The sequence below is a fragment of the Oceanicaulis sp. MMSF_3324 genome (assembly GCF_030733545.1).
Classification (GTDB): domain Bacteria; phylum Pseudomonadota; class Alphaproteobacteria; order Caulobacterales; family Maricaulaceae; genus Oceanicaulis.
On the sequence record NZ_JASHIU010000020.1, the window covers coordinates 1 to 26965 of the forward strand.

Annotated in this window: 18 protein-coding genes and 1 tRNA gene; all 19 read left to right on the plus strand. The window is 61.1% G+C overall.

Annotated features, from left to right (window positions below; genetic code table 11):
- On the plus strand, window positions 1-73 hold a 73-nt coding region (locus tag RBA95_RS14220), incomplete at its 5' end, for a hypothetical protein (protein ID WP_306016658.1).
- Window positions 74-248: 175 nt separating this feature from the next.
- On the plus strand, window positions 249-1013 hold the full coding sequence (locus RBA95_RS14225; protein WP_306017539.1) for a 2OG-Fe(II) oxygenase family protein: 765 nt from the start codon (window positions 249-251) through the stop codon (window positions 1011-1013).
- A gap of 537 nt (window positions 1014-1550) precedes the next feature.
- Entirely contained in the window at window positions 1551-4496 is a 2946-nt protein-coding gene (locus RBA95_RS14230; protein WP_306017540.1) for a TonB-dependent siderophore receptor, read from the plus strand.
- Between the two features lie 128 nt (window positions 4497-4624).
- Window positions 4625-6415, plus strand: a complete 1791-nt coding sequence (locus RBA95_RS14235; RefSeq protein WP_306017541.1) for a tetratricopeptide repeat protein — start codon at window positions 4625-4627, stop codon at window positions 6413-6415.
- A gap of 4 nt (window positions 6416-6419) precedes the next feature.
- A complete protein-coding gene (locus tag RBA95_RS14240; RefSeq protein WP_306017542.1) occupies window positions 6420-7346 on the plus strand; it encodes a class I SAM-dependent methyltransferase in 927 nt (308 codons plus the stop codon).
- A gap of 599 nt (window positions 7347-7945) precedes the next feature.
- Complete coding sequence (locus tag RBA95_RS14245) at window positions 7946-11032, plus strand: TonB-dependent siderophore receptor (RefSeq protein ID WP_306017543.1); 3087 nt, start codon at window positions 7946-7948, stop codon at window positions 11030-11032.
- A 190-nt stretch (window positions 11033-11222) separates the two neighbouring features.
- Window positions 11223-11298, plus strand: a tRNA-Trp gene (locus RBA95_RS14250).
- Between the two features lie 38 nt (window positions 11299-11336).
- Window positions 11337-11633 (plus strand): preprotein translocase subunit SecE, encoded by a 297-nt coding sequence (secE, locus tag RBA95_RS14255; protein WP_306017544.1) that lies wholly within the window; start codon window positions 11337-11339, stop codon window positions 11631-11633.
- 5 nt (window positions 11634-11638) lie between these two features.
- The gene (gene nusG, locus RBA95_RS14260) at window positions 11639-12172 is read left to right on the plus strand and encodes a transcription termination/antitermination protein NusG (RefSeq protein WP_306017545.1); all 534 of its coding nucleotides are present in this window, start codon (window positions 11639-11641) and stop codon (window positions 12170-12172) included.
- 144 nt (window positions 12173-12316) lie between these two features.
- A complete protein-coding gene (rplK, locus tag RBA95_RS14265; RefSeq protein WP_306017546.1) occupies window positions 12317-12748 on the plus strand; it encodes a 50S ribosomal protein L11 in 432 nt (143 codons plus the stop codon).
- A gap of 2 nt (window positions 12749-12750) precedes the next feature.
- Window positions 12751-13461 (plus strand): 50S ribosomal protein L1, encoded by a 711-nt coding sequence (rplA, locus tag RBA95_RS14270; RefSeq protein ID WP_306017547.1) that lies wholly within the window; start codon window positions 12751-12753, stop codon window positions 13459-13461.
- Between the two features lie 314 nt (window positions 13462-13775).
- The gene (gene rplJ, locus RBA95_RS14275) at window positions 13776-14291 is read left to right on the plus strand and encodes a 50S ribosomal protein L10 (RefSeq protein WP_306017548.1); all 516 of its coding nucleotides are present in this window, start codon (window positions 13776-13778) and stop codon (window positions 14289-14291) included.
- 50 nt (window positions 14292-14341) lie between these two features.
- Window positions 14342-14716 (plus strand): 50S ribosomal protein L7/L12, encoded by a 375-nt coding sequence (gene rplL / locus RBA95_RS14280; protein ID WP_306017549.1) that lies wholly within the window; start codon window positions 14342-14344, stop codon window positions 14714-14716.
- Between the two features lie 243 nt (window positions 14717-14959).
- Window positions 14960-19039 (plus strand): DNA-directed RNA polymerase subunit beta, encoded by a 4080-nt coding sequence (gene rpoB / locus RBA95_RS14285; protein ID WP_306017550.1) that lies wholly within the window; start codon window positions 14960-14962, stop codon window positions 19037-19039.
- Window positions 19040-19147: 108 nt separating this feature from the next.
- Complete coding sequence (gene rpoC / locus RBA95_RS14290; protein ID WP_306017551.1) at window positions 19148-23362, plus strand: DNA-directed RNA polymerase subunit beta'; 4215 nt, start codon at window positions 19148-19150, stop codon at window positions 23360-23362.
- 502 nt (window positions 23363-23864) lie between these two features.
- The gene (gene rpsL, locus RBA95_RS14295; RefSeq protein WP_009801142.1) at window positions 23865-24236 is read left to right on the plus strand and encodes a 30S ribosomal protein S12; all 372 of its coding nucleotides are present in this window, start codon (window positions 23865-23867) and stop codon (window positions 24234-24236) included.
- Between the two features lie 12 nt (window positions 24237-24248).
- Complete coding sequence (rpsG, locus tag RBA95_RS14300) at window positions 24249-24719, plus strand: 30S ribosomal protein S7 (protein ID WP_009801141.1); 471 nt, start codon at window positions 24249-24251, stop codon at window positions 24717-24719.
- A 44-nt stretch (window positions 24720-24763) separates the two neighbouring features.
- Entirely contained in the window at window positions 24764-26839 is a 2076-nt protein-coding gene (gene fusA, locus RBA95_RS14305; protein WP_306017552.1) for an elongation factor G, read from the plus strand.
- 53 nt (window positions 26840-26892) lie between these two features.
- On the plus strand, window positions 26893-26965 hold a 73-nt coding region (locus RBA95_RS14310; RefSeq protein WP_306017553.1), incomplete at its 3' end, for a hypothetical protein.

Below are 26965 nucleotides of genomic sequence, written 5' to 3' on the forward strand. Positions count from 1 at the left end.
GAAGCTGCGCTTCGCCATCCGTGAAGGCGGCCGGACCGTCGGCGCGGGCGTTGTGTCCAAGATCACCGAGTAAGCGTCCGCTTCACTCGACGGCTATTGCCAGGATTAGCCCCGGAGCCTCGCTCCGGGGCTTTTTCGTGCGTGGTGATTCTAATGGCCGGCGGGTGAACGGCTGTCAGAAGGATTGAGCTTTAGCTGTCGCGGCTTACCATGCTCGCGGAATGAGCTATGGACAGCGAGACTAGCCGATGGCGCACGATATAGAATTGACCTTGCGGCCCGGACTCGACCCCGCGCCCTTTGCCGAGATCTATCAGCGCGACAAGCTGGTCTCGATTCCTGACATCCTGCCCGAGGCGGCGGCCAACGCCGTACATGACATGCTGCGCACGTCGATCAGCTGGCGGCTGATCTTTCCGGAACCGGATGCGTCTCACCCTCACGGGCACAGGATCAATGTGCTCAGCGCGCAGGATATCGAGGCGGTCGGCCGACAAGGCATGGCGCAACGTATTCAGGCGGTTATGGCGCGGGCCAAAGACAATTACGGCTATCTTTATAACGCGTACCCGATGATCGAGGCCTATATGAAAGGCTGGGATCCGGGGCACCCGATCCACCAATTGACGGAGTTCCTCAATTCGCCGGCCTTTCTGGAATTTGGCCGGGCCGTTATCGGAGCTGATACGATCACGAAGGCGGACGCCCAGGCCACGCTGTATACGCGTGGGCATTTTTTGACCCGTCATGTGGATGAAGGTCATGAGAAGGAGCGCCGGGCGGCCTATACCTTCGGCTTCAGCCGGAACTGGCAGCCTGACTGGGGCGGGTTGCTGTTACTGCTCAGCGAGGATTTCGACATCCAGCGTGGGCTCTTGCCGCGCTTCAACACCCTGAACATTTTTGACGGCACGAAGGTCCATGCCGTCAGCACGGTCTCCCCCTTCGCGGGGGATGGCCGCTTCCAGATTACAGGCTGGTTGCGTGATGATCCCCCTGCAAAACCCAGTTGATGGCGCTGAACGAAGACCGGGTTCGGTCTGCAAGGCCCCGATTTGATGCTGCGTTGTAGCTGGGCGCCTGATTCGGGGCTCTGCAGGAAGCCCACGCTGCGCCCGCTGCAAAAATATGACAGCTGCATGCAGGAGCGTCCGTCAGAGCAGCTGGCGGCTCTGTCGCCTGCCGAAAAGTGGTCAGGCCCGGTTCCCCGGAGAGTTGTGTTCCTCGAGTTTCAGCCTGTGCGCTACTGTAACGCTAGTGCTCACAGGGCTTTCGGAATGCCCGAAGAGACGCGCGAAGGCGTGCAACCTGAGGCGTGTATGCGATATTCCCCGCGCAACTCAGGGCCACTTTTGTGTTTTTTCTGTCACGTTCAATCGTTCAAACGTTTGGCGGCCCCGACGCGCTGTTGACCCCTGTGAGTTGCGCACCATAGGATTTCGTTATGCCCGCATTAAAAAACTTTTGCGGGCGACCGGACCACCGACCGTGCGCATCTTAAAAAGGGGAGATGCGTCGGTTTTGTCATCATTTGAAGCGGGGAGATTTTTATGCTTCGAAACAAAGCACTGGCTCGTAAGCTGCTGTGCACCAGCATGCTGTCTGGCTTTGCGGCTATGGTCGCTATGCCGGCAGCGGCGGTTGCTCAGGAGGAGAGCGCTTCGCAGGACGTGATTCAGGTCACGGGCTCGCGCATCCAACGTCCGGACGTCACGGCGCCCAGCCCGATCACTTCGATTGATGAGACCACCCTTGAGGTGAACAACACCATCAACATCGAAGACACGCTGAACGACCTTCCGCAGCTGATTCCCGCTTTCGACGCGTCGTCGAACAACCCGGGCAACGGAACGGCGACCCTGTCGCTGCGTGGTCTTGGCGCATCGCGTACGCTGATCCTGGTCGACGGTCGCCGCATGGTCGGCGAAGGCCAGGGCGGTATCGTCAACGTGAACTCCATTCCGTCCGCTCTGCTTGAGCGCGTGGACATCGTCACCGGCGGCGCTTCGGCGGTGTACGGTTCTGACGCTGTCGCCGGCGTGGTGAACTTCATCATCAAGGACGATTTTGAAGGCGTTGAATTCGACGTGTCGTCACGTTGGACCGAGCAAGGCGGTGCTGGTAACTTCACCTCCTCTCTGACCATGGGCGGCAATTTCGACCAGGATCGCGGTAATGCTGTTCTGTCGATCTCCTACAATGATCGCGAATCGCTGCTGCAAGGTCAGCGCGACTTCTCGCGTGACACGCTGATCGATAACGGTTCTGGCACCTTCGGCACCACCGGCTCGATCAACATTCCGAACACGCTGATCCTGTCTCCGGGGTTCAGCACCTCGTTCGATCCGAGCGTGGCGCCGGGCTATGCCCAGAACATCAATGATCGTTGCGCCAATCTTGGCGGTTCCGGCGCTGGCGGCTGCTGGGGCTTTGGCGTGTTCGTTGACGAGAATGGCTCAGTTCAGCCGTTCCGCTCTTCGGGCGCTCCGAACGATCGCTACAACTATGCGCCGACTAACTACCTGCAACTGCCGCAGGAGCGCTTCAACATCGCCTCGTTCGTCACCTATGACATCAACGAGAACATCGAAGTTTACAGCCGCGCCTTCTACACCAACACGATCGTGGACAGCCAGTTGGCCCCGACCCCGGGTGGTACTCAGTTCCTGTTTACCGTGGATGAGAACAACCCGTTCCTGACCGGTGAACTTCGCGCTCTGTTTGACGCCAACTCAGCGATCAATGTCGGCGACATCGACGGTGACGGCGTGGGTGAATACCAGTTCACCACTGGTCGTCGTTATCAGGAGATTGCAACCCGTAACGACCTGCGTGACACAAACACCTATGTGCTCGGCGGCGGTCTGCGCGGCGCTATCAACCAGGACTGGAACTATGACGTGTACGCCCAGTACGGCACGTCGCGCTTTAACCGCGTCCAGACCGGTAACGTCTCCATCTCCGCTGTTCAGGCGGTCGTGGAAGAAGGTCGCTGGAATATCTTCGGCGGTCCGAACACGCTGACTCCGGAACTGGTTGATGAAATCAGCCGCACCGGCGCCATTGTGGCCCAGAACGAGCAAATCTCTGCAGTCGCCACCGTGGACGGCATGCTGAACGCCTTCCAATCGCCTTGGGCTTCCAGCCCGCTGGGCGTGGCTGCCGGTATCGAGTACCGGTCCGAGTACATCAAGCGTACGCCGGACTCCGTGCTTGGCCCGGACGTGATGGGCTTTAACCAGTCCACCCCGATCGAAGGCAGCTACGACGTTTACGAAGTCTTCGGCGAAGCCAACCTGCCGCTGGCGGAAGGCATGCAGTTCGCTGAGTATCTGGCTCTGAACGCTGGTTACCGTTATTCGGACTACTCCTCTGTCGGCACTGTGGAATCCTACTTCGCAGGCGCAGAGTGGATCCCGGTCGACAGCGTGCGTTTCCGTGCGCAGTTCCAGCGCGCGGTTCGGGCCCCGTCCATTGGCGACCTGTTCCAGTCTGACTCCAACGGCTTCCCGGGCGTGCAGGATCCGTGCTCGAACAGCTCTTCGGGCGCCTTCAACCTGCTCTCGCCTGAGCAGCAGCAGACTGCCCTGCAGAACTGCGTCCAGGACGGCGCACCGTCCGCGGCTCCGGTGTCTCAGCTGAACTCGCAAGTGGAATCGATCTTCCGCGGCGCAACCCAGTTGGAAGCGGAAGAAGCTGACACCTTCACCATTGGTGTTCAGTACTCTCCGGAATTCCTGCCGGGCCTCGAGTTCACGGTTGACTACTATGACATCGAGATCGCCAACGCTCTGGGCGGCGCGACCGCTCAGCAGGTGGTCAACGACTGTATCCTGAACGGCAACCAGGCGGCTTGCGCCATCACCCAGCGTTCTGCTGGCGGCGTGCTGACCCTGTTCGGCGAACGTCCGGGCACCGACCCGAACGGCGACGGCATCAGCCAGGCTCTGACCACCGAGAACCAGACCGGTCTCTTCGTGGAAGGCTGGGACTATGGCGTCACCTATTCGGTCGACCCGAACTGGGACTTCGGTTCCCTGCGCTTCGGCATCAATGGCACCCTGCTGGAAACCAACTCCTTCCAGCCGACCGCGTCCCTGGGCGTGATCGAGTGTAAGGGCTTCTACGGCGCCGATTGCGGCGAGCCGACCCCGGAACACAAGTTCCTGGCGTTCGGTACGTGGATGTACGGTCCTCTGACCGCCACCCTGCGCTGGTCGCACATTGGCGAGATGACTGACGTTCAGACCCAGTTCTACGGCGCGTATGCTGACGGCCTCGACGTCACCAGCATCGATTCGTTCGACTACTTTGACCTGAACGCCAACTATCAGCTGACCGACTCCATCAACCTGTATGGTGGTATCCGGAACGTGTTCGAGCAGGAGCCGCCGCGTCTTGGTGACGGCCCGCAGTCCGAACAGGCCAACACCTGGCCGGCGACCTACGACCCGTATGGCCGTCAGTTCTTCATCGGTCTGACCGCGCGCTACTAAGCGACGGTTCACGATTGAAAACGGGAGGCGGCCTACGGGCCGCCTCTTTTTTTCATGGCTGTATTATTCCGGTCTCATTGCTGGACCTTGCTCCTCGATTCGGTTGTTATTTCTCGGGGAGGGCGAGCATGTCTCTGAATACACATCTAGGCGCAGCCCATTTGGACATTCAGTCCGGCCGGCCTGCGGAGGCGCTCACCAAGCTCTCGGCGCTGCAGAAATCGTATCCGAAGAACGCAGATGTCTGGCGCTTGTCCGCGATGGCGGCGCGCAAGTCGGGTAATCCGGCGCAGGCCGAAGACTGGCTGGGGCAGGCGCTCGCCCTGGATGGAGGCAATTGCGAGACCTGGAACGCTTTGGGTTTGTCACAAGACGATCAGGGACGCGTCGACGCGGCTTTGGACAGCTTTCAGAAGGCGCTTGATTTGCGCCCTGATTTTGCGCCCGCCGCGATCAATGCCGGGCGGCTCTTGAACCGGCTGTCGCGACATGAGGAGACGCTACGTGTTCTCGAGCCGTTTGAGCGGGACGCCAAAGCGCGTTTGCTCCAGGCTCAGGCCGTTCAGGCCCTGGAGGGACCAGAACGGGCCATTGGGATCTATCGCGCGCTGTCTCAGGCCGATCCCACCAACCCGCAAGCGCATTACGGACAATGTCTGTGCCTTCTTGAAATGGGTGCGAGCGAACAAGCCCTGCCGGGATTGGCGGCATTGTCGAAGTCTGGCTTTGCGCCGGCTCATTACCCGCTCTTTACGGCGCTCGCGCGTCTGAAGCGCTATGAGGAAGCCTTCAAGGCGGTGCAACAAGCGCTGATCGCCAACCCTTTCGATGAGAAGGCGCTGCATGGGGGCGCCCAGCTGCTCTACATGACAGGGCGCGCCGAGCAGATTCAGCCGTATTTCGAGAACCTGGTGGAGGCGACCAATGGCGCCGCCATGGTGGTTGCGGTCTATCTCGATGTGCTGATTCAGATGGAGACCTTTGACAAGGCGCGAGCACTGGCGGAGCGGGCGACCAAGTTTCATGGCCAGACGGACTGGCTGATCAATCGGCGCTTGTCGATTGAAATCGAGGCGCAAGAGGCGTCAGCGGCCCAGTCGATCGCCTCATCTTTGCCGGCCGAGCTGCACTCTGACCCGCGGCTTCGAGGCAATCTAGTGCGGGCCTATCTGATGAATGGCGCTTTCGAGCAATCCGGGCCGCTGATTGAAGAGGGTGTAGCCGCGCTTGAGGGCGACCGCTTCTGGCGCGCACTGGAAGCCGTGCAGGCGCGTGGTGTCGGAGACATGGCGCGTTACCGCGAGCTGGTTGACCTGGATGCGTTCACGATGACCACCGCGCTGACACCGCCATCCCAATACGCCGATATCGCCGAATTCAATGCGTCTCTGGCTGCGGTCCTGCGCCAGCTCCATGACTTTTCAGCGCCCCCCCTCGATCAGTCCTTGCGTGCAGGCACACAGACGCCAACTGATCTGCGGCATAGCCAGGAGCCGGTGATACGCGAGTTCTTCGCCATGGTGGAAGCGGCGTTTCGGCGCTATCGCGATCAGTTGACCGCCAAGCCAGGGCATCCATTGCTGGGCGCCATACCTGACGCCTTTGAGCTGGTTGGCGCCTGGTCCGTACGGCTGGGGCCTGGCGGGCGGCATGTGAACCATGTCCACCCCGAGGGCTGGCTGAGTTCTGTATACTATGTCGATGTGCCGCCTCAGGTTCAGGGTGCGCCGGACAAGGAGGGCTGGCTTAAATTCTGTGAACCGCCCTTCCCGGTGCCCGGGCAGGATGCAGAGCGGCATGTCCAGCCCAGGGCAGGGGAGCTGACCTTGTTCCCGAGCTATTTCTGGCATGGGACCGAGCCGATACGCTCAGGCGAGCGTTTGACGATAGCCTTTGATATTGCGCCTAAGAGGGGATGACATCATGGATCAGGCACGCTCCTGGAACGACTACTGGCTTGGCGATGAGGCGATGTCCGCGACACAGCGCGCCAGTGAGTTGTTTCGAGACTCTTGGCGTGAGTGGCTGACAGGTGTGTTTTCAGACAATCCGAAAGCGCGAATGCTGGACGCGGCGTGTGGAGCCGGGGCTGTAACCCGTGAAGCGATCGCCGTTGCGGAGGGGATGAAGGCTGAGCCGGACATAGTCTGCGTCGATATCGCCCCAGCTGCGATCGCCAAGCTGGCGGATGCGCCCGTCACCACGCTTACGGCGGATGCCAAGGCCCTGCCGTTTGAGGCTGGCGAGTTTGATGTCCTCGTCAGTCAGTTCGGAGTCGAGTATGCCGGGCAGGAGGCTCTATCTTCCATGGGGCGGTTATTGGCCCCTTCAGGGCGGGCGCTGATGATCGCTCACATGGCGAACGGGACCATTGCCAAGGAGTGCTCTGACAATCTCCACGTACTCCAGACATTGATTGAGACAGATATCGTCAGCAAGGTTTCGGATGTTTACATGGCGCTGACCAGCACTACTCGGGCTGTGGATGAAGAAGTCGAAGCGTTCCGTGAGGCGGCTGAGAAATGTGGTGCAGCGGCCGAGGCGCATGCCTGTCCGGCCCGGGATTTCGCCGTCCAGCTCTTCGCAGACTGCTCCAATGTCTTGAACAATCACCAGGCCTACCGCCCGGAAGACATGCGGCCCTGGTTTGATGGTCAACGCCAGGCCATTGACGCCTATGCCGGGCGAATGAACGACATGCTCAAGGCGTCTCTGGACGAAGCCCAGGCGCAAAGCGTGCTCGAGGATTGGCGGCGACAAGGGGTCGAGCAGTGCTCTGTCACCCCCATCACCCTGGAAGGGGATTCGCAAGCGACGGCCTGGCGCTTCGAGGCCCGGAACGCCGCCTAAGCCCAAAGCTCGACTCAAGCCTGCCTGACAGGCGCATTCACTGTGACATCGAAGGCTCCGCTCCTGTGAAGGGGTGGAGCTTTTTTTGTGTTGTGAGGGGCGTGTCCCCGATGGGCGTCATGGCGGAACCCCATAGGGCGCTCAGGGGAGGGGCCCGCAATCCTTATGACGCGCAATCAGCACCGGTTCATCACAGCGCCAGGCGTTTCATGCACGAAGCTTACAGCTGGAGCGTCCGGAAGGGCCTGATGGAGAGAGGTGTGAACACGCATCCCAAGAACACAATTTGAGATAGTGCAAACGGGGGTTGAAAATCATTGCAATCCGTTAATTGTTACCAAAAAGACACGTTGCCTAAATGTGGACAGAATATGTCTATTTTGGTCATATTAAACGCACAATGGGGAATTATATACTGCTTGAGGGTGCTAAAACGGCAAATTTGCAACAGTGCTATTGCGCCAGCACGTCACTCTGAAAAGTTCACTTTTAAGGGGAAATGAGCGGCGCCTAACGTGCGTCATCCACTCGGTTCTGAGTGCGACCTGTTTCACGGCCCGTGCAGGACGGGCCTTGCCTCTGATTTCGGGGAGACGTGAATGTCCTATAAAAATCTCAAGACTTGGGCTTTGGCCTCAAGCCTGCTGGCTGGTCTTGGCGCCGCCAGTGCGCCGGCTCTGGCCCAGGAAGAGGGCGATAACGCCCAGCAAGACGTCATTCAGGTGACCGGCACGCGCATTCAGCGCGGCAACATGACCGAGGCCACCCCGGTCAACACCTTCAATGCCGAGCAGTTCGAGCTGTCCGGCGCTGTGAACACCGCGGAACTGCTGCGCACTCTGCCGGCCGTCGGCGTGTCCACTCTGACCTCGACCAACTCCAACTTCACGGTCGCCTCCTCGGGTGTGAACACCATCGAGCTGCGCAACCTGACCGAAGACCGCACTCTGGTGCTGATGAACGGTCGCCGTTTCGTCGCGGGCCTGCCGGGCACGAACAATGTGGACTTTAACTCCATCCCGACCGAGCTGATCGACCGCGTTGATGTGGTGACGGGCGGCGCATCGGCGGTTTACGGCTCCGACGCGCTGGCTGGCGTCGTGAACGTGATCCTGAAGGATGACTTCGAAGGCATTGTGGCCTCCACCCAGGCTGGCATCTCCGACGAAGGCGATGACGAAACCTACCGCGCCTCGCTGACCATGGGGTCCCTGTTCGATCAGGGTCGCGGCAATGCCGTGGTCTCCACCACCTGGTCGCGTGAAAACGGCGTTTACGCCCGTGACCGCGAAGGTCTGGAGCGTGACGGTCTGTCTCGCGCGTTTTTTGACCCGACTGTCGAGAACTGGCAAGAAGATGTGATCCCGTTCTACTCATCCTTCTCCGAACGGGGCCGCATCCGCATTCCGGGTTTCGAGGTCAATGACGAGGGCAAGCTTGTCGCGACGGATGTTGCGAACCTTGTGTTTGATGAGACCACCGGCCAGGTGCGCCCCTTCACTTCGGCAAACCCAGACGGTTCTGCTCTGGACGGCTTCAACCGCCAGGCTTATCGCGCCATTGCAGTGCCGACCGAACGCTTCACCTTCTCCTCACTCGTGAATTACGAAGTGAACGAGCGGATGAACTTCTTCTTCGAAGGCACCTACGCCTCGACCGAGACGCAATCCTCGCTAGAGCCGTTCGCATTGGCTTCAGACGACGTGTACGGTGATAATCCGGCTCAACTCGTTGATGTTGATGGCGATGGCATTTTTGACGTGTCGCCGTATGGTGTTTCCATCCTGAACCCTTATGTCCCGCTCGCCATGCGCAATGCTGCGCGTGACGCGGCTGATTTCGACGGCGACGGCATCCAGGACATTGCAGACGAAGATCTGCGTCTCGGCTTTGTGCGTCGCATGACGGAAGTGGGTCAGCGCTCCTCTCAGAACACCCGTCAGACCGCACGTATCGTGTTTGGTCTGGAGGGCGATCTGACAGACAACTGGTCGTATGAAGTCAGCGCCAACCTCGGTCGCACCACCCAGTCCCAACGCTCAACGGGTCAGGTGAACGTCCTGAACCTACGTCAGGCGCTCGATGCAACCACCCTGAACGGTGAAATCGTTTGTGCTGACGAGATCGCTCGTGCTCAGGGATGCGTGCCGGTCAATATCTTCGGCAAAGGCTCGATCTCTCCAGAAGCGGCGGCCTACATCAATGCCCCGTCTTCGCGTCAGGCTGAAATCACCCAGCAAGTCTATTCGGGCTTCCTGTCGGGGGATCTGGGCTTTGCCTCGCCCTTCTCCGAAGAGAATGTTCAGGTCGTCTTCGGCGCCGAATACCGCTCTGAGGAATCCGAGAGCGTTCCGGATGCGCTGAGCCAGTCCGGCCTGAACGGCGGCAACGTGTCTCCGGCGGTCTATGGCGACTTCCAGGTGGCCGAATTGTTCGCTGAAGCGGAAATTCCGCTGGTGCAGGGCCGCGCGTACGCAGAAGACCTGCGTCTGAACCTGTCTGCGCGTGCGTCTGACTACACCACTGTGGGGCAGACCTTCGCCTGGGCGGCCAATCTGCAGTACACCCCGGTCGATATGCTGCGCTTCCGGGCTCAGTATTCGGAATCCGTGCGTGCGCCGAACATTGGCGAACTGTTCCAGCCGCCGTCAGAAACCTTCGAGGGTGGCGACGATGTTTGCGCCGGTCTGACCCTGTCCGGTTCTGACCCGGCCTTCTTCAACGCTGCTGACGACGCCACCTCGGGCGTGGACTCCTCGACGGTCAACTCCTCGCTGGCGCAAGCCTGCTTTGCTGACCCGTCCGTGGCGGCCCGCGTGAGCCGGGACGGCTTCTACATCCCGACCCAGGGCGAAATTCAGGGCATTGCCGGCTTCAATGGCGGCAACCCGAACCTGTCTGAAGAAACCGCGACCTCCATCACTCTGGGTGCGGTCTTCTCGCCGGACTTCGGCAATCAGTGGATCGACAATTTCGCGCTCTCGGTTGACTACTTCAACATCGAGATCGAAGACGCGATTTCCGGCATTGCTCGTCAGACTTCGATCAACCAGTGCTATGACAATGGCACGGGCGTGTATGACGCCAACTCGGTCTTCTGCTCGAACATCGTGCGTTTCGCATCGGGCCCGTCTGTCGGCGCCATCAACGAGCTGAACGCACTGCAGCAGAACCTGGCGACCATCGAAACCGCCGGTGTGGACGTGCAGGCCAGCTACTTCCTGGGTCTGAACGATGTCTTCGCCAACTCCAGCTGGGCTCTGGGTGACCTGAATTTCACCCTGACCTACGGCTATCTGGAGAAGTGGGAACAGGAGTCCTTCCCGGGCGCCGAGGTGATCGACTACGCTGACACCGCAGGCCTGTTCGAGCACGAGGTCCTGTTCTCCACTGTCTACCGCAATGGTCCGCTGACCGTCGCCTATGACATGAACTGGATGCCGGAAACCCGTCTGGAAGCTACGGGCGACCTGGCTGAAGCCATGGTTCCGTCTGCGACCTTCCAGGACGTGCAGGTGCGTTGGGCGTTCGAGAACCAGCTTGAGCTGGTCTTCGGCGTGGACAACCTGACCGACGAGTTCATCAAGTATGGTCAAGGCTTTGACTCCACGGGCACCGGCACGGACGGCGCCATCTATGACGCCATTGGTCGTCGCTGGTATGTGGGTGCGCGCAAGACCTTCTAAGTCTTGAACGAACCTCGTATTTGAGGAGCGGCGGGCCTTATGTGAGGCCCGCCGCTTTTTTATGGGAAAAGGGCTTTTCTTCTGGGCTCAGGCTCGGTAAAAGACCGGCTTCCGAATAACGGCCCGCTTCGTTTGTGCGCGCGCAATCCCATATGGATGGTGCGAGCACGCGCCGCGGGCCGCTGGGTCTAGGGGTGTAGCTCAGCTGGTAGAGCGACGGTCTCCAAAACCGTAGGTCGGGGGTTCGAGCCCCTCCGCCCCTGCCAGGCCCGCAACACGTGATCGGTGACGTGCCGAAGGGAAGATGACGAACGCCATGGCGCGAGACACGAAAAACCGTCAGTCCGGCAAAGCCGGCGCCGCTGGCAAGGCTGGCGCGGCCCAACCTGCGCCGCCCGCCCGCAAGGGCACTGTGAACCCGCTGAAGTTCTTCAGCGAGGTGCGCCAGGAGGGCCGCAAGGTGACCTGGACGTCGCGTCAGGAGACTCTGATCTCCACCATCATGGTGGTGGTCATGGCGTCCTTCGCCGCGCTTTTCTTCTTCGGCGTCGATTCGATCATCGGCTTTGTCGTTAATCTTCTTCTGGGTCTGGGAGCCTGATCGGAATGGCTGCGAAGTGGTACATCGTCCACGCCTATTCCAACTTCGAGAAGAAGGTGGCGGAAGCAATCAAGGCCGAGGCGGCCCTGCAGGGGCTCGAAGGCAAGTTCGAGGAAGTCCTCGTGCCGACCGAAGAGGTCGTCGAGGTGCGCCGCGGCCGCAAGGTCAACGCAGAGCGCAAGTATTTCCCCGGCTATGTGCTGGTGAAAATGGATATGACGGACGAGGCCTATCACCTCGTCAAGGATACCCCGCGCGTGACGGGCTTCCTGGGGTCCGGGCGTCGCCCGACTCCGGTTCCCGAAGCCGAAGTGCGCCGTATCATGGGTCAGATGGAAGAGGACGCCGAGCGTCCGCGTCCGACTGTCTCTTACGAAGTGGGTGAGACCGTGCGCGTCATCGACGGTCACTTCCAGAGCTTTAACGGGCTCGTCGAGGAGGTGGACGACGACAAGGGCGTGCTCAAGGTCGCCATCAATATTTTCGGTCGGGCCACCCCGGTCGAACTGGAATACGCTCAGGTCGAGAAGATCGCCTGATCGTAGACAGGTGCGGGAGGTTCCGGCGAAAGACCATGCCGGGGCCGCACCGCGCCGCCCATCGAGACGAGCCGCGCTTTTGCAAGCGCGGCTTATTGTGCAATCCCCAGGCGCTCAATGCAGCGCTGTTAGGAGGACAGGGACATGGCGAAGAAGATCGCGGGTTACATCAACCTGCAAGTTCCCGCCGGCGCAGCCAACCCGTCGCCGCCCATCGGGCCGGCTCTGGGTCAGCGCGGCGTGAACATCATGGAATTCTGTAAGGCGTTCAACGCCAAGACCCAAGAGATGGAAAAAGGGATGCCGATCCCGACCACCATCACGGTCTATCAGGACAAGTCGTTCACCTTCGTGATCAAGACCGCTCCGGCGAGCTTCTTCCTGAAGAAGGCGGCGAAAGTCCAGAAGGGGTCTGGCGAAGCGGGCAAAGCTGCGCCGATCGCCTCCGTGACCACGGCCCAGTGCCGCGAGATCGCTGAAGCGAAATTCAAGGACCTGAATGCAAACGACCTGGATGCCGCGACCAAGATCATTGAAGGATCTGCGCGCTCCATGGGTTTTGAGGTGGTGGGGTAAGCATGGCCAAGATTGCTAAGCGTATCGCCGCCGGCCGCGAAGGTCTGGACCGCGAAAAACTGCACACCGTCACCGAAGCTGTGAAGCTGGTGAAGGATCGCGCCACCGCCAAGTTTGACGAGACCATTGAAGTGGCCGTCAATCTGGGTGTCGACCCGCGTCACGCTGACCAGATGGTCCGCGGCGTCGCTAACCTGCCCAATGGCACCGGCCGCTCCATGCGCGTCGCTGTGTTCGCGCGTGGTCCGAAGGCTGATGAAGCCAAGGCCGCTGGCGCGGAAGTCGTGGGCGCGGAAGACCTGGTCGAGCAGATCCAGGGCGGCGAGATCAACTTTGACAAGGTGATCGCCACTCCGGACATGATGCCGCTGGTCGGCCGTCTGGGTAAGGTGCTGGGTCCGCGCGGCATGATGCCGAACCCGAAAGTGGGCACCGTGACCATGGACGTGACCAAAGCGGTCGAAGCGTCCAAGGGCGGCGCCGTCGAATTCCGCGCTGAAAAAGCCGGTATCGTTCACTGCGGCGTGGGCAAGGCGAGCTTCTCTGAAGACGCCCTGACCGAAAACGTGCGCGCTCTGCTGGAAGCGCTGGTGAAAGCCAAGCCGACCGGCGCCAAGGGCCAGTACGTCAAAGCCATCGCGCTGAGCTCCACCATGGGCCCGGGCGTGAAAGTGGACGTGGCTGAAGCGTCTGCACCGGCTGAGAGCGCGTAAGCGCGTCAGCCGGATCTGAGTTTTCACCCGGATGATCTGATCATCCGGGTGAATGTCCGGACCGGACAGGGCGCCTCGGCGTTCTCTTCGGTCCACCTGTCCGAGATCCCGGGGGAGGCTTTGAGCCTCTTAATCCAACCGGCCCCAGGTGAGACAGAGCGACAATCGACACTTTCAGCAATGCGCTGATAGGGTCGGTTCGAGCCCTGGGACAGGCCAACGCCGCAAGTCAGCCTGATCCGATGTGGAGCAGGCTTTCCTGCGGCGGCTTGAGCGAGCCGTCCATAGGGGGCGGCTCAAGAAGGGAGACCGCAATGGATCGTACGACCAAAGAAGCGGCGGTCGAGGAGCTTTCGGAAATCTTCGAAAGCGCCGGATCCGTCGTTCTGACCCGTTATTCGGGTCTTACCGTTGCGGAAATGACCAAGCTGCGTGGTGATCTGCGTGAGGTGGGCGGCAAACTGAAAGTTGTCCGCAACCGTCTCGCAAAGATCGCGCTGAAGGGTCAGAAAGGCGAGGCCGCCTCCGACATGTTCGAAGGCCCGGTCGCAATCGCTTATTCTGATGACTTCACGGCCGCGCCGAAAGTTGTCGTGGAATTCGCCAAGTCGAACGACAAGTTCGACCTGGTGGGCGGCTTCATGGAAGAGGAAATCTTCGACGCCAAGGGCATCGACGATCTCTCCAAGATGCCGTCTCGCGAAGAGCTTATCGGCGCCATCGCGGGTCGTCTCCTGGGTCAGGCTGGCGAAATCGTCTCGCGCGTCACCGCGCCGGGCAACACGCTGGCTTCCCAGATCGAGACCATCCGGGAAAAAGCCGAAGCCTAGTCGTCTCTGCACATCGAACCGATACCCTGATTACCGCAAGGAACTGAACCATGGCTGATATCGCCAAACTCTGCGAAGAACTGCTGTCGCTGACCATCCTGGAAGCGAAAGAACTCAACGACCTTCTCGAAGAAAAAGGCATCAAGCCGGCCGCCGCTGCTGTGGCCGTTGCTGGCCCGGCTGCCGGTGGCGAAGCTGCCGCCGCTGAAGAGAAAGACGAGTTCGACGTGATCCTGGTCGAAGCTGGCGACAAGAAAATCAACGTCATCAAAGAAGTCCGCGCCATCACCGGCCTGGGCCTCAAAGAAGCCAAGGAACTGGTGGAAGCCGGCGGCAAAGCCGTCAAAGAAGGCGCTGCCAAGGCCGAAGCCGAAGACATCAAGAAGAAGCTCGAAGACGCAGGCGCGAAAGTCGAGCTCAAGTAAGACGTGTAGGGCCGGGCTTGGTTCTGGTCCTAAGACGTTATACGACGTACGGGCGTGCAGGGGATTCCTGCGCGCCCGTCACGCCGTTAAAGTTTCCTCTGCAGGTCGTTCCGTTCTGGGGCCTGCAGGCGGACCGCGACGGAACACCCCTCGTTCCAGGCGCGGTTTACCAGAGCGGGTCTTGGGGGACCTTGGGGTCCTAACGCAAGCGCCAGGCTATTAGAGCCTGCGAAGGGAGCGGAAATGGGTCTGTCGTTTACCGGCAAGAAGCGCATTCGCAAATCGTTCGGCCGTATTCCCGGTGCGGTCGAGATGCCGAACCTCATCGAGGTTCAGAAGCATTCCTACGAACAGTTCCTGATGAAGGACACCGCCATCGCGGACCGCCCGGATGAAGGGCTGCAGGCGGTCTTCAAATCCGTCTTCCCGGTGAAGGACTTTTCCGAGCGCGCTCTGCTCGAGTTCGTCTCCTATGAGTACGAGCCCCCCAAATACGACGTTGAAGAGTGCGTCCAGCGCGACATGACCTATGCCGCGCCGCTGAAGGTCAAGATGCGTCTCATCGTGTTTGATGTGGACGAGGAAACCGGCTCCAAGTCCGTCAAGGACATCAAGGAGCAGGACGTCTACATGGGCGACATTCCGCTCATGACCGACAAGGGCACGTTTATCGTCAACGGCACCGAGCGCGTCATCGTCTCCCAGATGCACCGCAGCCCGGGCGTGTTCTTTGACCATGACCGCGGCAAGACCCACGCGTCCGGTAAGTTCCTGTTCGCAGCCCGCATCATCCCGTATCGCGGCTCCTGGCTCGACTTCGAGTTTGACGCCAAGGATATCCTGCACGTGCGCATCGACCGCCGCCGCAAGCTGCCGGCGACGACGCTGCTATATGCGCTTGGCCTCGACAAGGAAGAGATCCTGTCCACCTTCTATGGTCGCGTGACCTATGAGGCGGGCAAGGACGGCTGGACCATGCCGTTCGTGAAGGAACGCTGGCGCGGCATCAAGCCGCAGCGCGACCTGATCGACGCCAAGTCCGGCGAAGTTGTCGCCACGGCCGGCAAGAAGATCTCTGCGCGCGCCGCCAACAAGCTGGCCGAAGAAGGACTCGAGAAACTGCTCGTGTCCTCCGAGGAGCTGATCGGCAAGTTCGCTGCGGAAGATCTGGTGAACGCCGAAACCGGTGAAATCTTCGCCGAAGCCGGTGACGAGCTGACCGAAGAAGTGATCGCGGCGATCAATGAAGCGGGCGTCGATACCCTCGACATCCTCGACATTGACGGCCTCGCTATTGGCGGTCACATGCGCACCACCCTGGCGGCTGACAAGAATGACAGCCGTGAGCAGGCGCTGATCGATATCTATCGCGTCATGCGTCCGGGTGAGCCGCCGACGCCGGAAACGGCCGAAGCCCTGTTCGCCGGCCTGTTCTTCGATCCCGAGCGCTATGACCTGTCTCCGGTCGGCCGCGTGAAAATGAACATGCGTCTCGATCTGGAGTGCCCGGACGATGTCCGCGTGCTGCGCCAGGAAGACATCATTGAAGTGCTGCGCGTCCTTCTGGACCTGCGGGACGGCAAGGGTGAGATCGACGACATCGACAACCTGGGCAACCGTCGCGTCCGCTCTGTGGGCGAGCTGATGGAGAACCAGTATCGCGTCGGCCTGCTGCGCATGGAGCGCGCCATCAAGGAGCGCATGGGCTCGGTCGATATCGAGACCGTGATGCCGCATGACCTGGTCAACGCCAAGCCGGCGGCCGCCGCCGTGCGCGAATTCTTCGGCTCTTCGCAGCTGTCGCAGTTCATGGACCAGACCAACCCGCTGTCGGAAGTCACCCACAAGCGCCGCATGTCCGCGCTTGGCCCGGGCGGCCTGACCCGCGAGCGCGCCGGCTTTGAAGTCCGTGACGTGCACCCGACCCACTATGGCCGGATCTGCCCGATTGAGACGCCGGAAGGCCCGAACATCGGTCTGATCAACTCGTTGTCCACCTATGCGCGCGTGAACAAGTACGGCTTCATCGAGAGCCCGTATCGCAAGGTCGAGAACGGCAAGCTGACCGATCAGGTGGACTATCTGTCCGCCATGCAGGAAGCACGTTTCACCATCGCTCAGGCGAACGCCACGGTGGACGATAACGGCATGCTGGCGAACGAGTTCGTCAACTGCCGCGTCGGTCCGGGCCGGGATGCGACCCTGATCCCGCGTGAAGACGTGGACTACATCGACGTTTCGCCCAAGCAGGTGGTGTCGGTTGCGGCTTCGCTCATTCCGTTCCTGGAAAATGACGACGCCAACCGCGCTCTGATGGGCTCGAACATGCAACGCCAGGCCGTGCCGCTTGTGAAAGCGGAAGCGCCGCTGGTGGGCACCGGCATGGAATCGGTTGTGGCGCGTGACTCCGGCGCGGCAGTTGCGGCGCGCCGCGACGGCGTGGTCGAGCAGGTCGACGCCCAGCGTATCGTGGTGCGTGCGACCGGCGAGATCGGCGCGGCGGAATCCGGCGTCGACATCTATCGTCTGTCCAAGTTCCAGCGGTCCAACCAGTCCACCGCCATCAACCAGCGCCCGATCGTGCGCGTGGGCGACAATGTGCGCTCTGGCGACATCATTGCGGACGGTCCGTCGACCGACCTTGGCGATCTGGCGCTTGGCCGGAACGTGATGGTCGCGTTCATGCCGTGGAATGGCTACAACTTCGAGGACTCCATCCTCATCTCCGAGCGGATCGTGCGTGACGACGTGTTCACCTCGGTTCACCTCGAGGAGTTCGAGGTCATGGCCCGCGACACCAAGCTAGGCCCGGAAGAGATCACCCGCGATATCCCGAATGTCGGCGAGGAAGCCCTGCGCAACCTCGACGAAGCCGGCATTGTGGCGATCGGCGCCGAGGTCGAGTCCGGCGACATTCTGGTGGGCAAGGTGACGCCGAAAGGCGAAAGCCCGATGACCCCGGAAGAGAAGCTGCTGCGCGCTATTTTCGGTGAGAAGGCATCTGACGTGCGCGATACCTCGCTGCGTCTGCCGCCGGGCACCACCGGCACCATTGTGGAAGTTCGCGTCTTCAACCGTCACGGTGTGGACAAGGACGAACGCGCCATCGCCATCGAGCGTGAAGAGATCGAACGTCTCGGCGAAGACCGTGATGACGAACTCGCCATTCTCGAGCGCGACATCTTCGGTCGTCTGCAGGACATTCTGGTCGGCAAGGTCGCTGTCTCCGGTCCCAAGGGCTTCAAGAAGGGTGAAGTCACCCATGAAGCGCTGGAAGAGGTTCCGGCCAGCCAGTGGTGGAAAGTCGGTCTGGAAGACGAAGAGGCCATGGGCCGCGTCGAAGCGCTGAAAAAGCAGTACGACGAGTCCAAGGCGCGTCTTGACCGCCGCTTCGAAGACAAGGTCGAGAAGCTCCAGCGCGGCGACGAGATGCCCCCGGGCGTGATGAAGATGGTCAAGGTGTTCGTGGCGGTGAAGCGCAAGCTGCAACCGGGCGACAAGATGGCCGGTCGTCACGGCAACAAGGGTGTGATTTCCAAGATCAACCCGATCGAGGACATGCCCTTCCTGGAAGACGGCACGTCGGTCGACATCGTTCTGAACCCGCTGGGCGTGCCCTCGCGGATGAACGTGGGTCAGATTCTGGAGACCCATCTGGGCTGGGCCTGTAAGGGCCTCGGACGTCAGATCGGGGAAGCCTACGAAGCGTACAAGCGCAATGGCGACCAGGGCGATCTGAACAAGATGCTGATCAAGGCCTATGGCGAAGATCAGGAGCTGCCGGACGGTGAAGAGGCGCGGGCCGAACTGGGCCGCAACCTCGCCAATGGCGTTCCGATCGCGACCCCGGTCTTTGACGGCGCCCGGGAAGACGACATCGTTGATCACCTGCAACGTGCGGGCTTTGACAAGTCGGGCCAATCCGTCCTGTACGACGGCCGGACCGGCGACCAGTTCAAGCGTCCGGTCACCGTGGGCATCAAGTACCTGCTCAAGCTGCACCACCTGGTGGATGACAAGATCCACGCCCGCTCCATCGGCCCGTACTCGCTCGTCACCCAGCAACCGCTGGGCGGCAAGGCGCAGTTCGGCGGCCAGCGCTTCGGCGAGATGGAAGTGTGGGCGCTGCAGGCTTACGGCGCCGCCTACACCCTGCAGGAAATGCTGACGGTGAAGTCGGACGACGTGGCGGGCCGCACCAAGGTCTACGAGGCCATTGTGCGCGGCGACAACGCCTTCGAAGCCGGCATCCCGGAAAGCTTCAACGTGCTGGTCAAGGAAATGCGTTCGCTTGGTCTGAATGTGGAGCTGGTCAACCAGTAGGCTGACCGGAAACAGACAAGAGAGCGAGCGATCGCGTAGCGGATATCAGACGGCGGGCCCGGCCCCCTCAAACCGGCCCCGCCGTCGCCACCGTCAAGGAGACGGACCATGAACCAAGAGGTCATGAACATCTTCAATCCCTCCGCCGAAGGTCCGACCTTCGACCGGATCCGGATTTCGCTGGCCAGCCCGGAGAAGATTCTCTCCTGGTCGTTCGGCGAGGTGAAGAAGCCCGAAACCATCAACTACCGGACGTTCAAGCCTGAACGTGACGGCCTGTTCTGCGCCCGTATTTTCGGCCCGATCAAGGACTATGAGTGCCTGTGCGGCAAGTACAAGCGCATCAAGTACAAGGGCATTATCTGCGAGAAATGCGGCGTTGAAGTCACCCTGGCGCGCGTGCGCCGTGAGCGCATGGGCCATATCGAGCTCGCTGCGCCGGTGGCTCACATCTGGTTCCTGAAATCGCTGCCGTCCCGGATTGCACTGTTCCTGGACATGGCCCTCAAGGATGTGGAGCGCGTGCTCTACTTTGAAGGCTATGTGGTGGTCGAGCCGGGCCTGACCCCGCTTCAGAAAAACCAGATCCTCACCGAGGAAGAGTATTACGAAGCCGTCGACGAGTACGGCGAGGACGCTTTCACCGCCGGCATCGGCGCGGAAGCCATCCGTGAAATCCTCTCCACGATGGATCTGGAAAAAGAAGTGGAGCAGATGCGCGAGGAGATGGGTGAAACCGGCTCCGAGCTGAAGCTGAAAAAGCTGGCCAAGCGCACCAAGCTCATCGAATCCTTCATGCTCTCCGGCAACAAGCCGGAGTGGATGATCCTGACGGTCGTCCCGGTCATTCCGCCGGAACTGCGCCCGCTTGTCCCGCTGGACGGCGGCCGGTTCGCCACGTCGGACCTCAATGACCTGTATCGCCGGGTCATCAACCGGAACAACCGCCTCAAGCGCCTGATCGAGCTGCGCGCGCCGGACATCATCATCCGTAACGAAAAGCGGATGCTGCAGGAATCCGTCGACGCCCTGTTCGACAATGGCCGTCGCGGCCGCGTGATCACCGGCGCCAACAAGCGTCCGCTGAAATCGCTGTCCGACATGCTCAAGGGCAAGCAGGGCCGGTTCCGTCAGAACCTGCTCGGCAAGCGCGTGGACTATTCCGGTCGTTCCGTGATCGTGGTGGGTCCCGAGCTGAAACTGCACGAGTGCGGTCTGCCCAAGAAAATGGCGCTCGAGCTGTTCAAGCCGTTCATCTACGCGCGTCTGGACGCCAAGGGCCTGTCGGGCACCGTCAAGCAGTCCAAGAAGATGGTGGAAAAAGAGCGTCCGGAAGTCTGGGACGTTCTGGATGAGGTCATCCGCGAACACCCGGTCATGCTGAACCGGGCGCCGACCCTGCACCGTCTGGGCATTCAGGCGTTCGAACCCAAGCTGATCGAAGGCAAGGCCATCCAGCTGCACCCGCTGGTCTGCGCCGCGTTCAACGCTGACTTCGACGGTGACCAGATGGTCGTGCACGTGCCGCTGAGCCTTGAGGCCCAGCTCGAAGCGCGCGTCCTGATGATGTCCACCAACAACATCCTGTCGCCCGCCAACGGCAAGCCGATCATCGTGCCGTCCCAGGACATCGTGCTGGGTCTGTACTATCTGTCGATCGTCAAGGAAGGCGAGCCGGGCGAGGGCATGGTCTTCGGTTCCATGGGTGAACTGGAAGCCGCTCTGGATGCCGGCGTCGTGACCCTGCACGCCAAGGTCAAGGCGCGCTATTCCGGCGTCGACCGCGACGGCAATGAATACACCAAGGTGATCGACACCACGCCGGGCCGCATGAAGCTGCTCGAGCACCTGCCCAAGCACCCTGAAGTGCAGCCGGATGTGCTCGATGGTCTTCTGACCAAGAAAGCCGTCGGCGGCCTGATCGACATCGTCTATCGCCACACCGGCCAGAAGGCGACCGTGATCTTCTGCGACAAGATCATGGCCCTGGGCTTCAAGGAAGCGGCGCGCGCCGGCATTTCCTTCGGCAAGGACGACATGCTGATCCCGGACGCCAAGAAGGACCTGGTGGGCGAGACCCGCGCGCTGGTCGGCGATTACGAGCAGCAGTATGTGGACGGCCTCATCACCAAGGGTGAGAAGTACAACAAGGTCGTCGACGCCTGGGCGAAGTGCACCGACAAGGTGGCGGACGCCATGTATGACGAGATCTCCAAGCCCGTGAAGGCCGAAGACGGCCGCGACGGCGAGGTGAACTCGGTCTACATGATGGCCCATTCAGGCGCCCGGGGTTCGAAGAACCAGATGAAACAGCTCGCCGGGATGCGGGGCCTGATGGCCCGTCCGGACGGCTCGATCATCGAGACGCCGATCATCTCGAACTTCAAAGAGGGCCTGACGGTTCTGGAGTACTTCAACTCCACCCACGGCGCGCGTAAGGGCCTGGCCGACACCGCGCTGAAAACGGCGAACTCGGGTTATCTGACCCGTCGTCTCGTCGACGTGGCGCAGGACTGCATCGTCACCGAGCATGATTGCGGCACCTCTCAGGGCATCACCCTGGGCGCCGTGGTCAATGGCGGCGACATTGTCGAGCCGCTCAGCCAGCGCGTTCTGGGCCGTCACACGGCCGAAGCGGTCAAGGATCCGTCCTCGGGCGAGGTTCTGGCGCCGGCGGACACCTATCTGGATGAAGAACTGGCCCTGGCCCTCGAAGAGGCCGGCGTCAGCTCCATCAAGGTGCGTTCGCCGCTGACCTGTGAAACCCGCGTGGGCGTTTGCGCCACCTGTTATGGTCGAGACCTGGCGCGCGGCACCAAGGTGAACATGGGCGAAGCGATCGGCGTGATCGCGGCCCAGTCCATCGGCGAGCCGGGCACCCAGCTGACCATGCGGACCTTCCACATTGGCGGTACGGCGCAGGTGTCCGAGCAGTCCTTCATCGAAGCCACCCATGAGGGCAAGGTCGCCTTTGTGGAGCGCAATACGGTGAAAGCCTCCGATGGCTCCTTCATCGTGATGAGCCGGAACATGCAGGTCCAGATCACCGATCAGGAAGGCAATGCGCTCGAGACCTACAAGCTGCAATACGGCGCCAAGCTGCGCGTCGATGCCGGTGAGCAGGTCAAGCGCGGCGCCCGTCTGGCCGAGTGGGACCCGTACACCATGCCGATCGTCACCGAAGCGGGCGGCCGCGTGAAGTTGATCGACATCATCGACGGCCTGTCGGTGAAGGAAGACGTCGACGAAGCCACCGGCATCGCCTCCAAGGTGGTGGTCGACTGGCGCGGCACCGGTTCGAAGTCCGCTTCGATCCAGCCGGCCATGGTTGTCACCGACGAGGATGGCGAACCGGTCAAGCTCTCTGACAAGCCGGCGAACTACATGTTGTCGGTGGGCGCCATTCTCTCGGTCAATGACGGCGACATGGTCCAGCCCGGCGACGTGCTGGCCCGTATCCCGACCGAGGGCGCCAAGACCCGCGACATCACCGGCGGTCTTCCGCGTGTGGCCGAGCTGTTCGAAGCGCGTCGTCCGAAGGATCACGCCGTTATCGCCGAGATGACGGGCCGTGTGGAATTCGGTCGCGACTACAAGAACAAGCGCCGCATCTCCATCACCCCTGAGGGAGAGGATGCGGAGCCCGTGGAATACCTGGTGCCGAAGGGCAAGCACCTGACGGTCCAGGAAGGCGACATCATCCAGCGCGGCGAGTATCTGCTCGACGGCAACCCGGCTCCGCACGACATCCTGCGGATCCTGGGCGTGGAAGCGCTGGCCGACTATCTGATCAACGAGATCCAGGAGGTCTATCGCCTGCAGGGCGTGCCGATCAACGACAAGCACATCGAAGTGATTGTCCGGCAGATGCTGCAGAAGATGGAAGTCACCCAACCGGGCGATTCCGGCTATCTCACCGGCGAACAGGTCGACAAGATCGAATGGCTGGAAACCAACGAGAAGCTGGAAGCGGAAGGCAAGCGTCCCGCCATTGCGGACCCGGTCCTGCTGGGCATCACCAAGGCGTCGCTGCAGACCCGCTCCTTCATCTCCGCGGCCTCCTTCCAGGAGACCACCCGCGTGCTCACCGAGGCTTCGGTGCAGGGCAAGGTGGATACCCTTGAGGGCCTGAAAGAGAACGTCATCGTGGGGCGTCTGATCCCGGCGGGCACCGGCTCCATGATGCGCGAGTATCAGGTCGAGGCTGATGCGCGTGACGAAGAGCGGATCGCTGAACAGAAGAAGGCCGTGGATTCCGGCGACGAGGCCCTGCCGGCCGAAATCGCGGAAGCCGCCGCTGAAGAGGCTCAGAGCGAAGACTAGATCCTCGCTCCGATCCGGACAGAAAGCCCGTCAGCGCTGCTGGCGGGCTTTTTTGTGAGCCGGACGCCGAATTGGGGATTCGGGCTGAGCGCATTCGGGCCCTTGTTAAGTGAAAATCAATCCTGTTTGCGCCCCGGGATCTGCCGGCGTGGCGTCCGTTGAGCCGGGGCAGGGCGGTCCGCATCGCTCCAAGCGCCTTTATGGACTGGGAAATGCGGGCAATATCCGGGGCTTGCGTGGCCTGCAAATTTCCCCTGCTACTGATCTTGACGGAATGGCCCGCCCTGAGTAGGTTCCGCGCTCGATTTCGGGGGTGAGCCGTAATCCTTCCTGAGTCCGCTGCGGACGACTGGAACGGGTTAGACGTCGCCCGGAACAGACAAACACAAGCTTCAACACCGTCCGCGGACGAACGGCAACAGTCGTCGCGCCCCGGTCGGGTTTTCGCGTCTTCGTCACGCAACCGGACGGGAAAACAGGAACAGGAACGGATAGAGGCCTGATGCCTACAGTTAACCAGCTCATCCGCAAACCGCGGAAAGACAAGCCGAAGCGGAACAAGGTTCCCGCGCTTCAGGCGTGCCCGCAACGCCGTGGCGTTTGCACGCGCGTGTACACCACGACCCCGAAGAAGCCGAACTCAGCGCTTCGTAAAGTCGCCAAGGTTCGCCTGACGAACGGCTATGAAGTCGTGAGCTACATTCCGGGCGAAGGTCACAACCTGCAAGAACACTCTGTCGTGCTCATCCGCGGCGGCCGTGTGAAAGACTTGCCGGGCGTGCGTTACCACATCCTGCGCGGCGTTCTGGATACCCAGGGCGTGAAAGACCGTCGTCAGCGTCGTTCGAAATACGGCGCCAAGCGTCCGAAATAAGGAGAGGCGTTCATGTCTCGTCGTCACCGCGCTGAAAAGCGCGAGATTCTTCCCGACCCGAAATTCGGCGATCGCGATCTGACCAAGTTCATGAACTACATCATGATCGACGGTAAGAAGTCCGCCGCTGAAGCCATCATCTACGGCGCCCTCGACATCATCGAGGAAAAGGTGAAGCGCGAGCCTGTTCGCGTCTTCCACGAAGCCATGGATAATGTGGCTCCGGAAATCGAAGTGCGGTCCCGCCGGGTCGGCGGCGCCACGTACCAGGTTCCGGTTGAAGTTCGTCCGGACCGTCGTAAGGCGCTGGCCATTCGCTGGCTGGCTGCTGCGGCGCGTAACCGCAACGAAAACACCATGCGCGAGCGGCTGGCCGCTGAGCTCATGGACGCCGCTTCCAACCGCGGCTCCTCGGTCAAAAAGCGTGAAGACACGCACAAGATGGCCGAAGCCAACCGCGCGTTCGCGCACTATCGCTGGTAATTGTTCCAGCCTGACGCTTGCATCCTGATCTAAGGACCCTCCCCATGGCCCGCGACTACAAAATCGAGGACTACCGCAACTTCGGCATCATGGCTCACATTGATGCTGGTAAAACCACCACGACCGAGCGGATCCTCTACTACACCGGCAAATCGCACAAAATCGGCGAAGTGCACGATGGCGCTGCGACCATGGACTGGATGGAGCAGGAGCAAGAGCGTGGCATCACGATTACGTCTGCTGCGACGACCTGCTTCTGGAAAGACAAGCGTCTGAACATCATCGACACCCCTGGCCACGTGGACTTCACCATTGAAGTCGAGCGTTCGCTGCGGGTGCTCGATGGCGCGGTCTGCTGCCTGGACGCCAATGCCGGCGTCGAGCCGCAAACCGAGACCGTGTGGCGTCAGGCTGACAAGTACGAAGTGCCGCGGATGGTGTTCATCAATAAGATGGACAAGCTGGGCGCTGACTTCTTCAACTGCGTGAAGATGATCGAAGATCGTCTGGGCGCGACCCCGCTCTGCCTGCAGCTGCCGATCGGCATGGAAAGCGACTATGAAGGTCTCGTCGACCTGGTCGCCATGAAAGAGCTGGTCTGGCTGGGCGAGAACCTGGGCGCGACCTGGGAAGTGCGTGACATCCGTCCGGAGCTGGCTGACCAGGCTGCGGAATATCGCGAGAAGCTCGTTGAGACTGCCGTTGAGCAGGACGAAGCCGCGATGGAAGCCTATCTGGAAGGCGAAGAGCCGTCTGAGGAGAAGCTCAAGGAGCTGATCCGCAAGGGCACGATCGAGCTGGCCTTCAACCCGATCCTGTGCGGCACCGCGTTCAAGAACAAAGGCGTTCAGCCGCTGCTCGACGCCGTCGTCGACTTCCTGCCGTCTCCGGTGGACATTGCGTCCATCCGCGGCATCGACGCGAAAACCGAACAGCCGCTGGTCCGCAAGGCGTCTGACGATGAGCCGCTCGGCCTGCTGGCCTTCAAGATCATGAACGACCCGTTTGTGGGCTCGCTCACCTTCTGCCGGATCTATTCGGGCACCCTGTCCACGGGTCAGACCGTGCTCAACACGGTGAAAGAGAAGAAAGAGCGCGTCGGCCGCATGCTGCTCATGCACTCCAACTCGCGTGAGGACATCAAGGACGCATACGCAGGCGACATCGTGGCCATCGCGGGTCTGAAAGACACCACCACGGGCGACACCCTGTCCGATCCGGCGCACCCGGCCATCCTGGAGCGCATGGAGTTCCCCGATCCGGTGATCGAGATCGCCATCGAGCCCAAATCCAAGGGCGACCAGGAGAAGCTCGGCGTGGCTTTGGCCCGTCTGGCGGCTGAAGATCCGTCCTTCCGTGTGTCCTCTGACGAGGAATCCGGCCAGACGATCATCGCCGGCATGGGCGAGCTGCACCTCGACATTCTCGTCGACCGCATGAAGCGTGAATTCAAGGTCGAAGCGAATGTGGGCCAGCCGCAAGTGGCGTACCGCGAGACCGTGGGCGTGGCGCACGAGATCGACTACACCCACAAGAAGCAGTCGGGTGGTTCGGGTCAGTTCGCGCGCATCAAGCTGCAGATCGAGCCGGTCGAGCCGGGCGAGGGCTATTCCTTCGACTCCAAGATCGTCGGCGGCTCCGTGCCCAAGGAATACATCCCGGGTGTTGAAAAGGGCCTGAACTCGGTCCGTGAAACCGGCCTGCTGGCTGGCTTCCCGATGATCGACTTCAAGGTGACCCTGGTCGACGGCGCCTATCACGACGTCGACTCCAGCGTCATGGCCTTCGAAATCGCCGCTCGCGGCGCGCTGCGTGAAGCCAAGTCGGCTCTGAAAATGAAGCTGCTTGAGCCGATCATGAAGGTCGAGGTCGTGACCCCGGACGAGTACACCGGTTCCGTCATCGGTGACCTGAACTCCCGCCGCGGTCAGATCCGCGACCAGGAGATGCGCGGCAACGCCACGGTGGTGAACGCCTTCGTGCCGCTGGCGAACATGTTCGGCTACGTGAACAACCTGCGTTCGGCCACTCAGGGCCGCGCCCAGTTCACCATGCAATTCGACCACTACGAGCCGGTGCCGCAAGCCGTCGCCGACGAAGTGATCTCCAAAATCGCGTAATTCGGATCTTCGATCCAAAGAAACGACGCCTGTCTGAAGAGTAGGAAGAGACAATGGCCAAGGAAAAGTTTGAGCGTACGAAACCGCATGCCAACATCGGCACGATTGGTCACGTTGACCACGGCA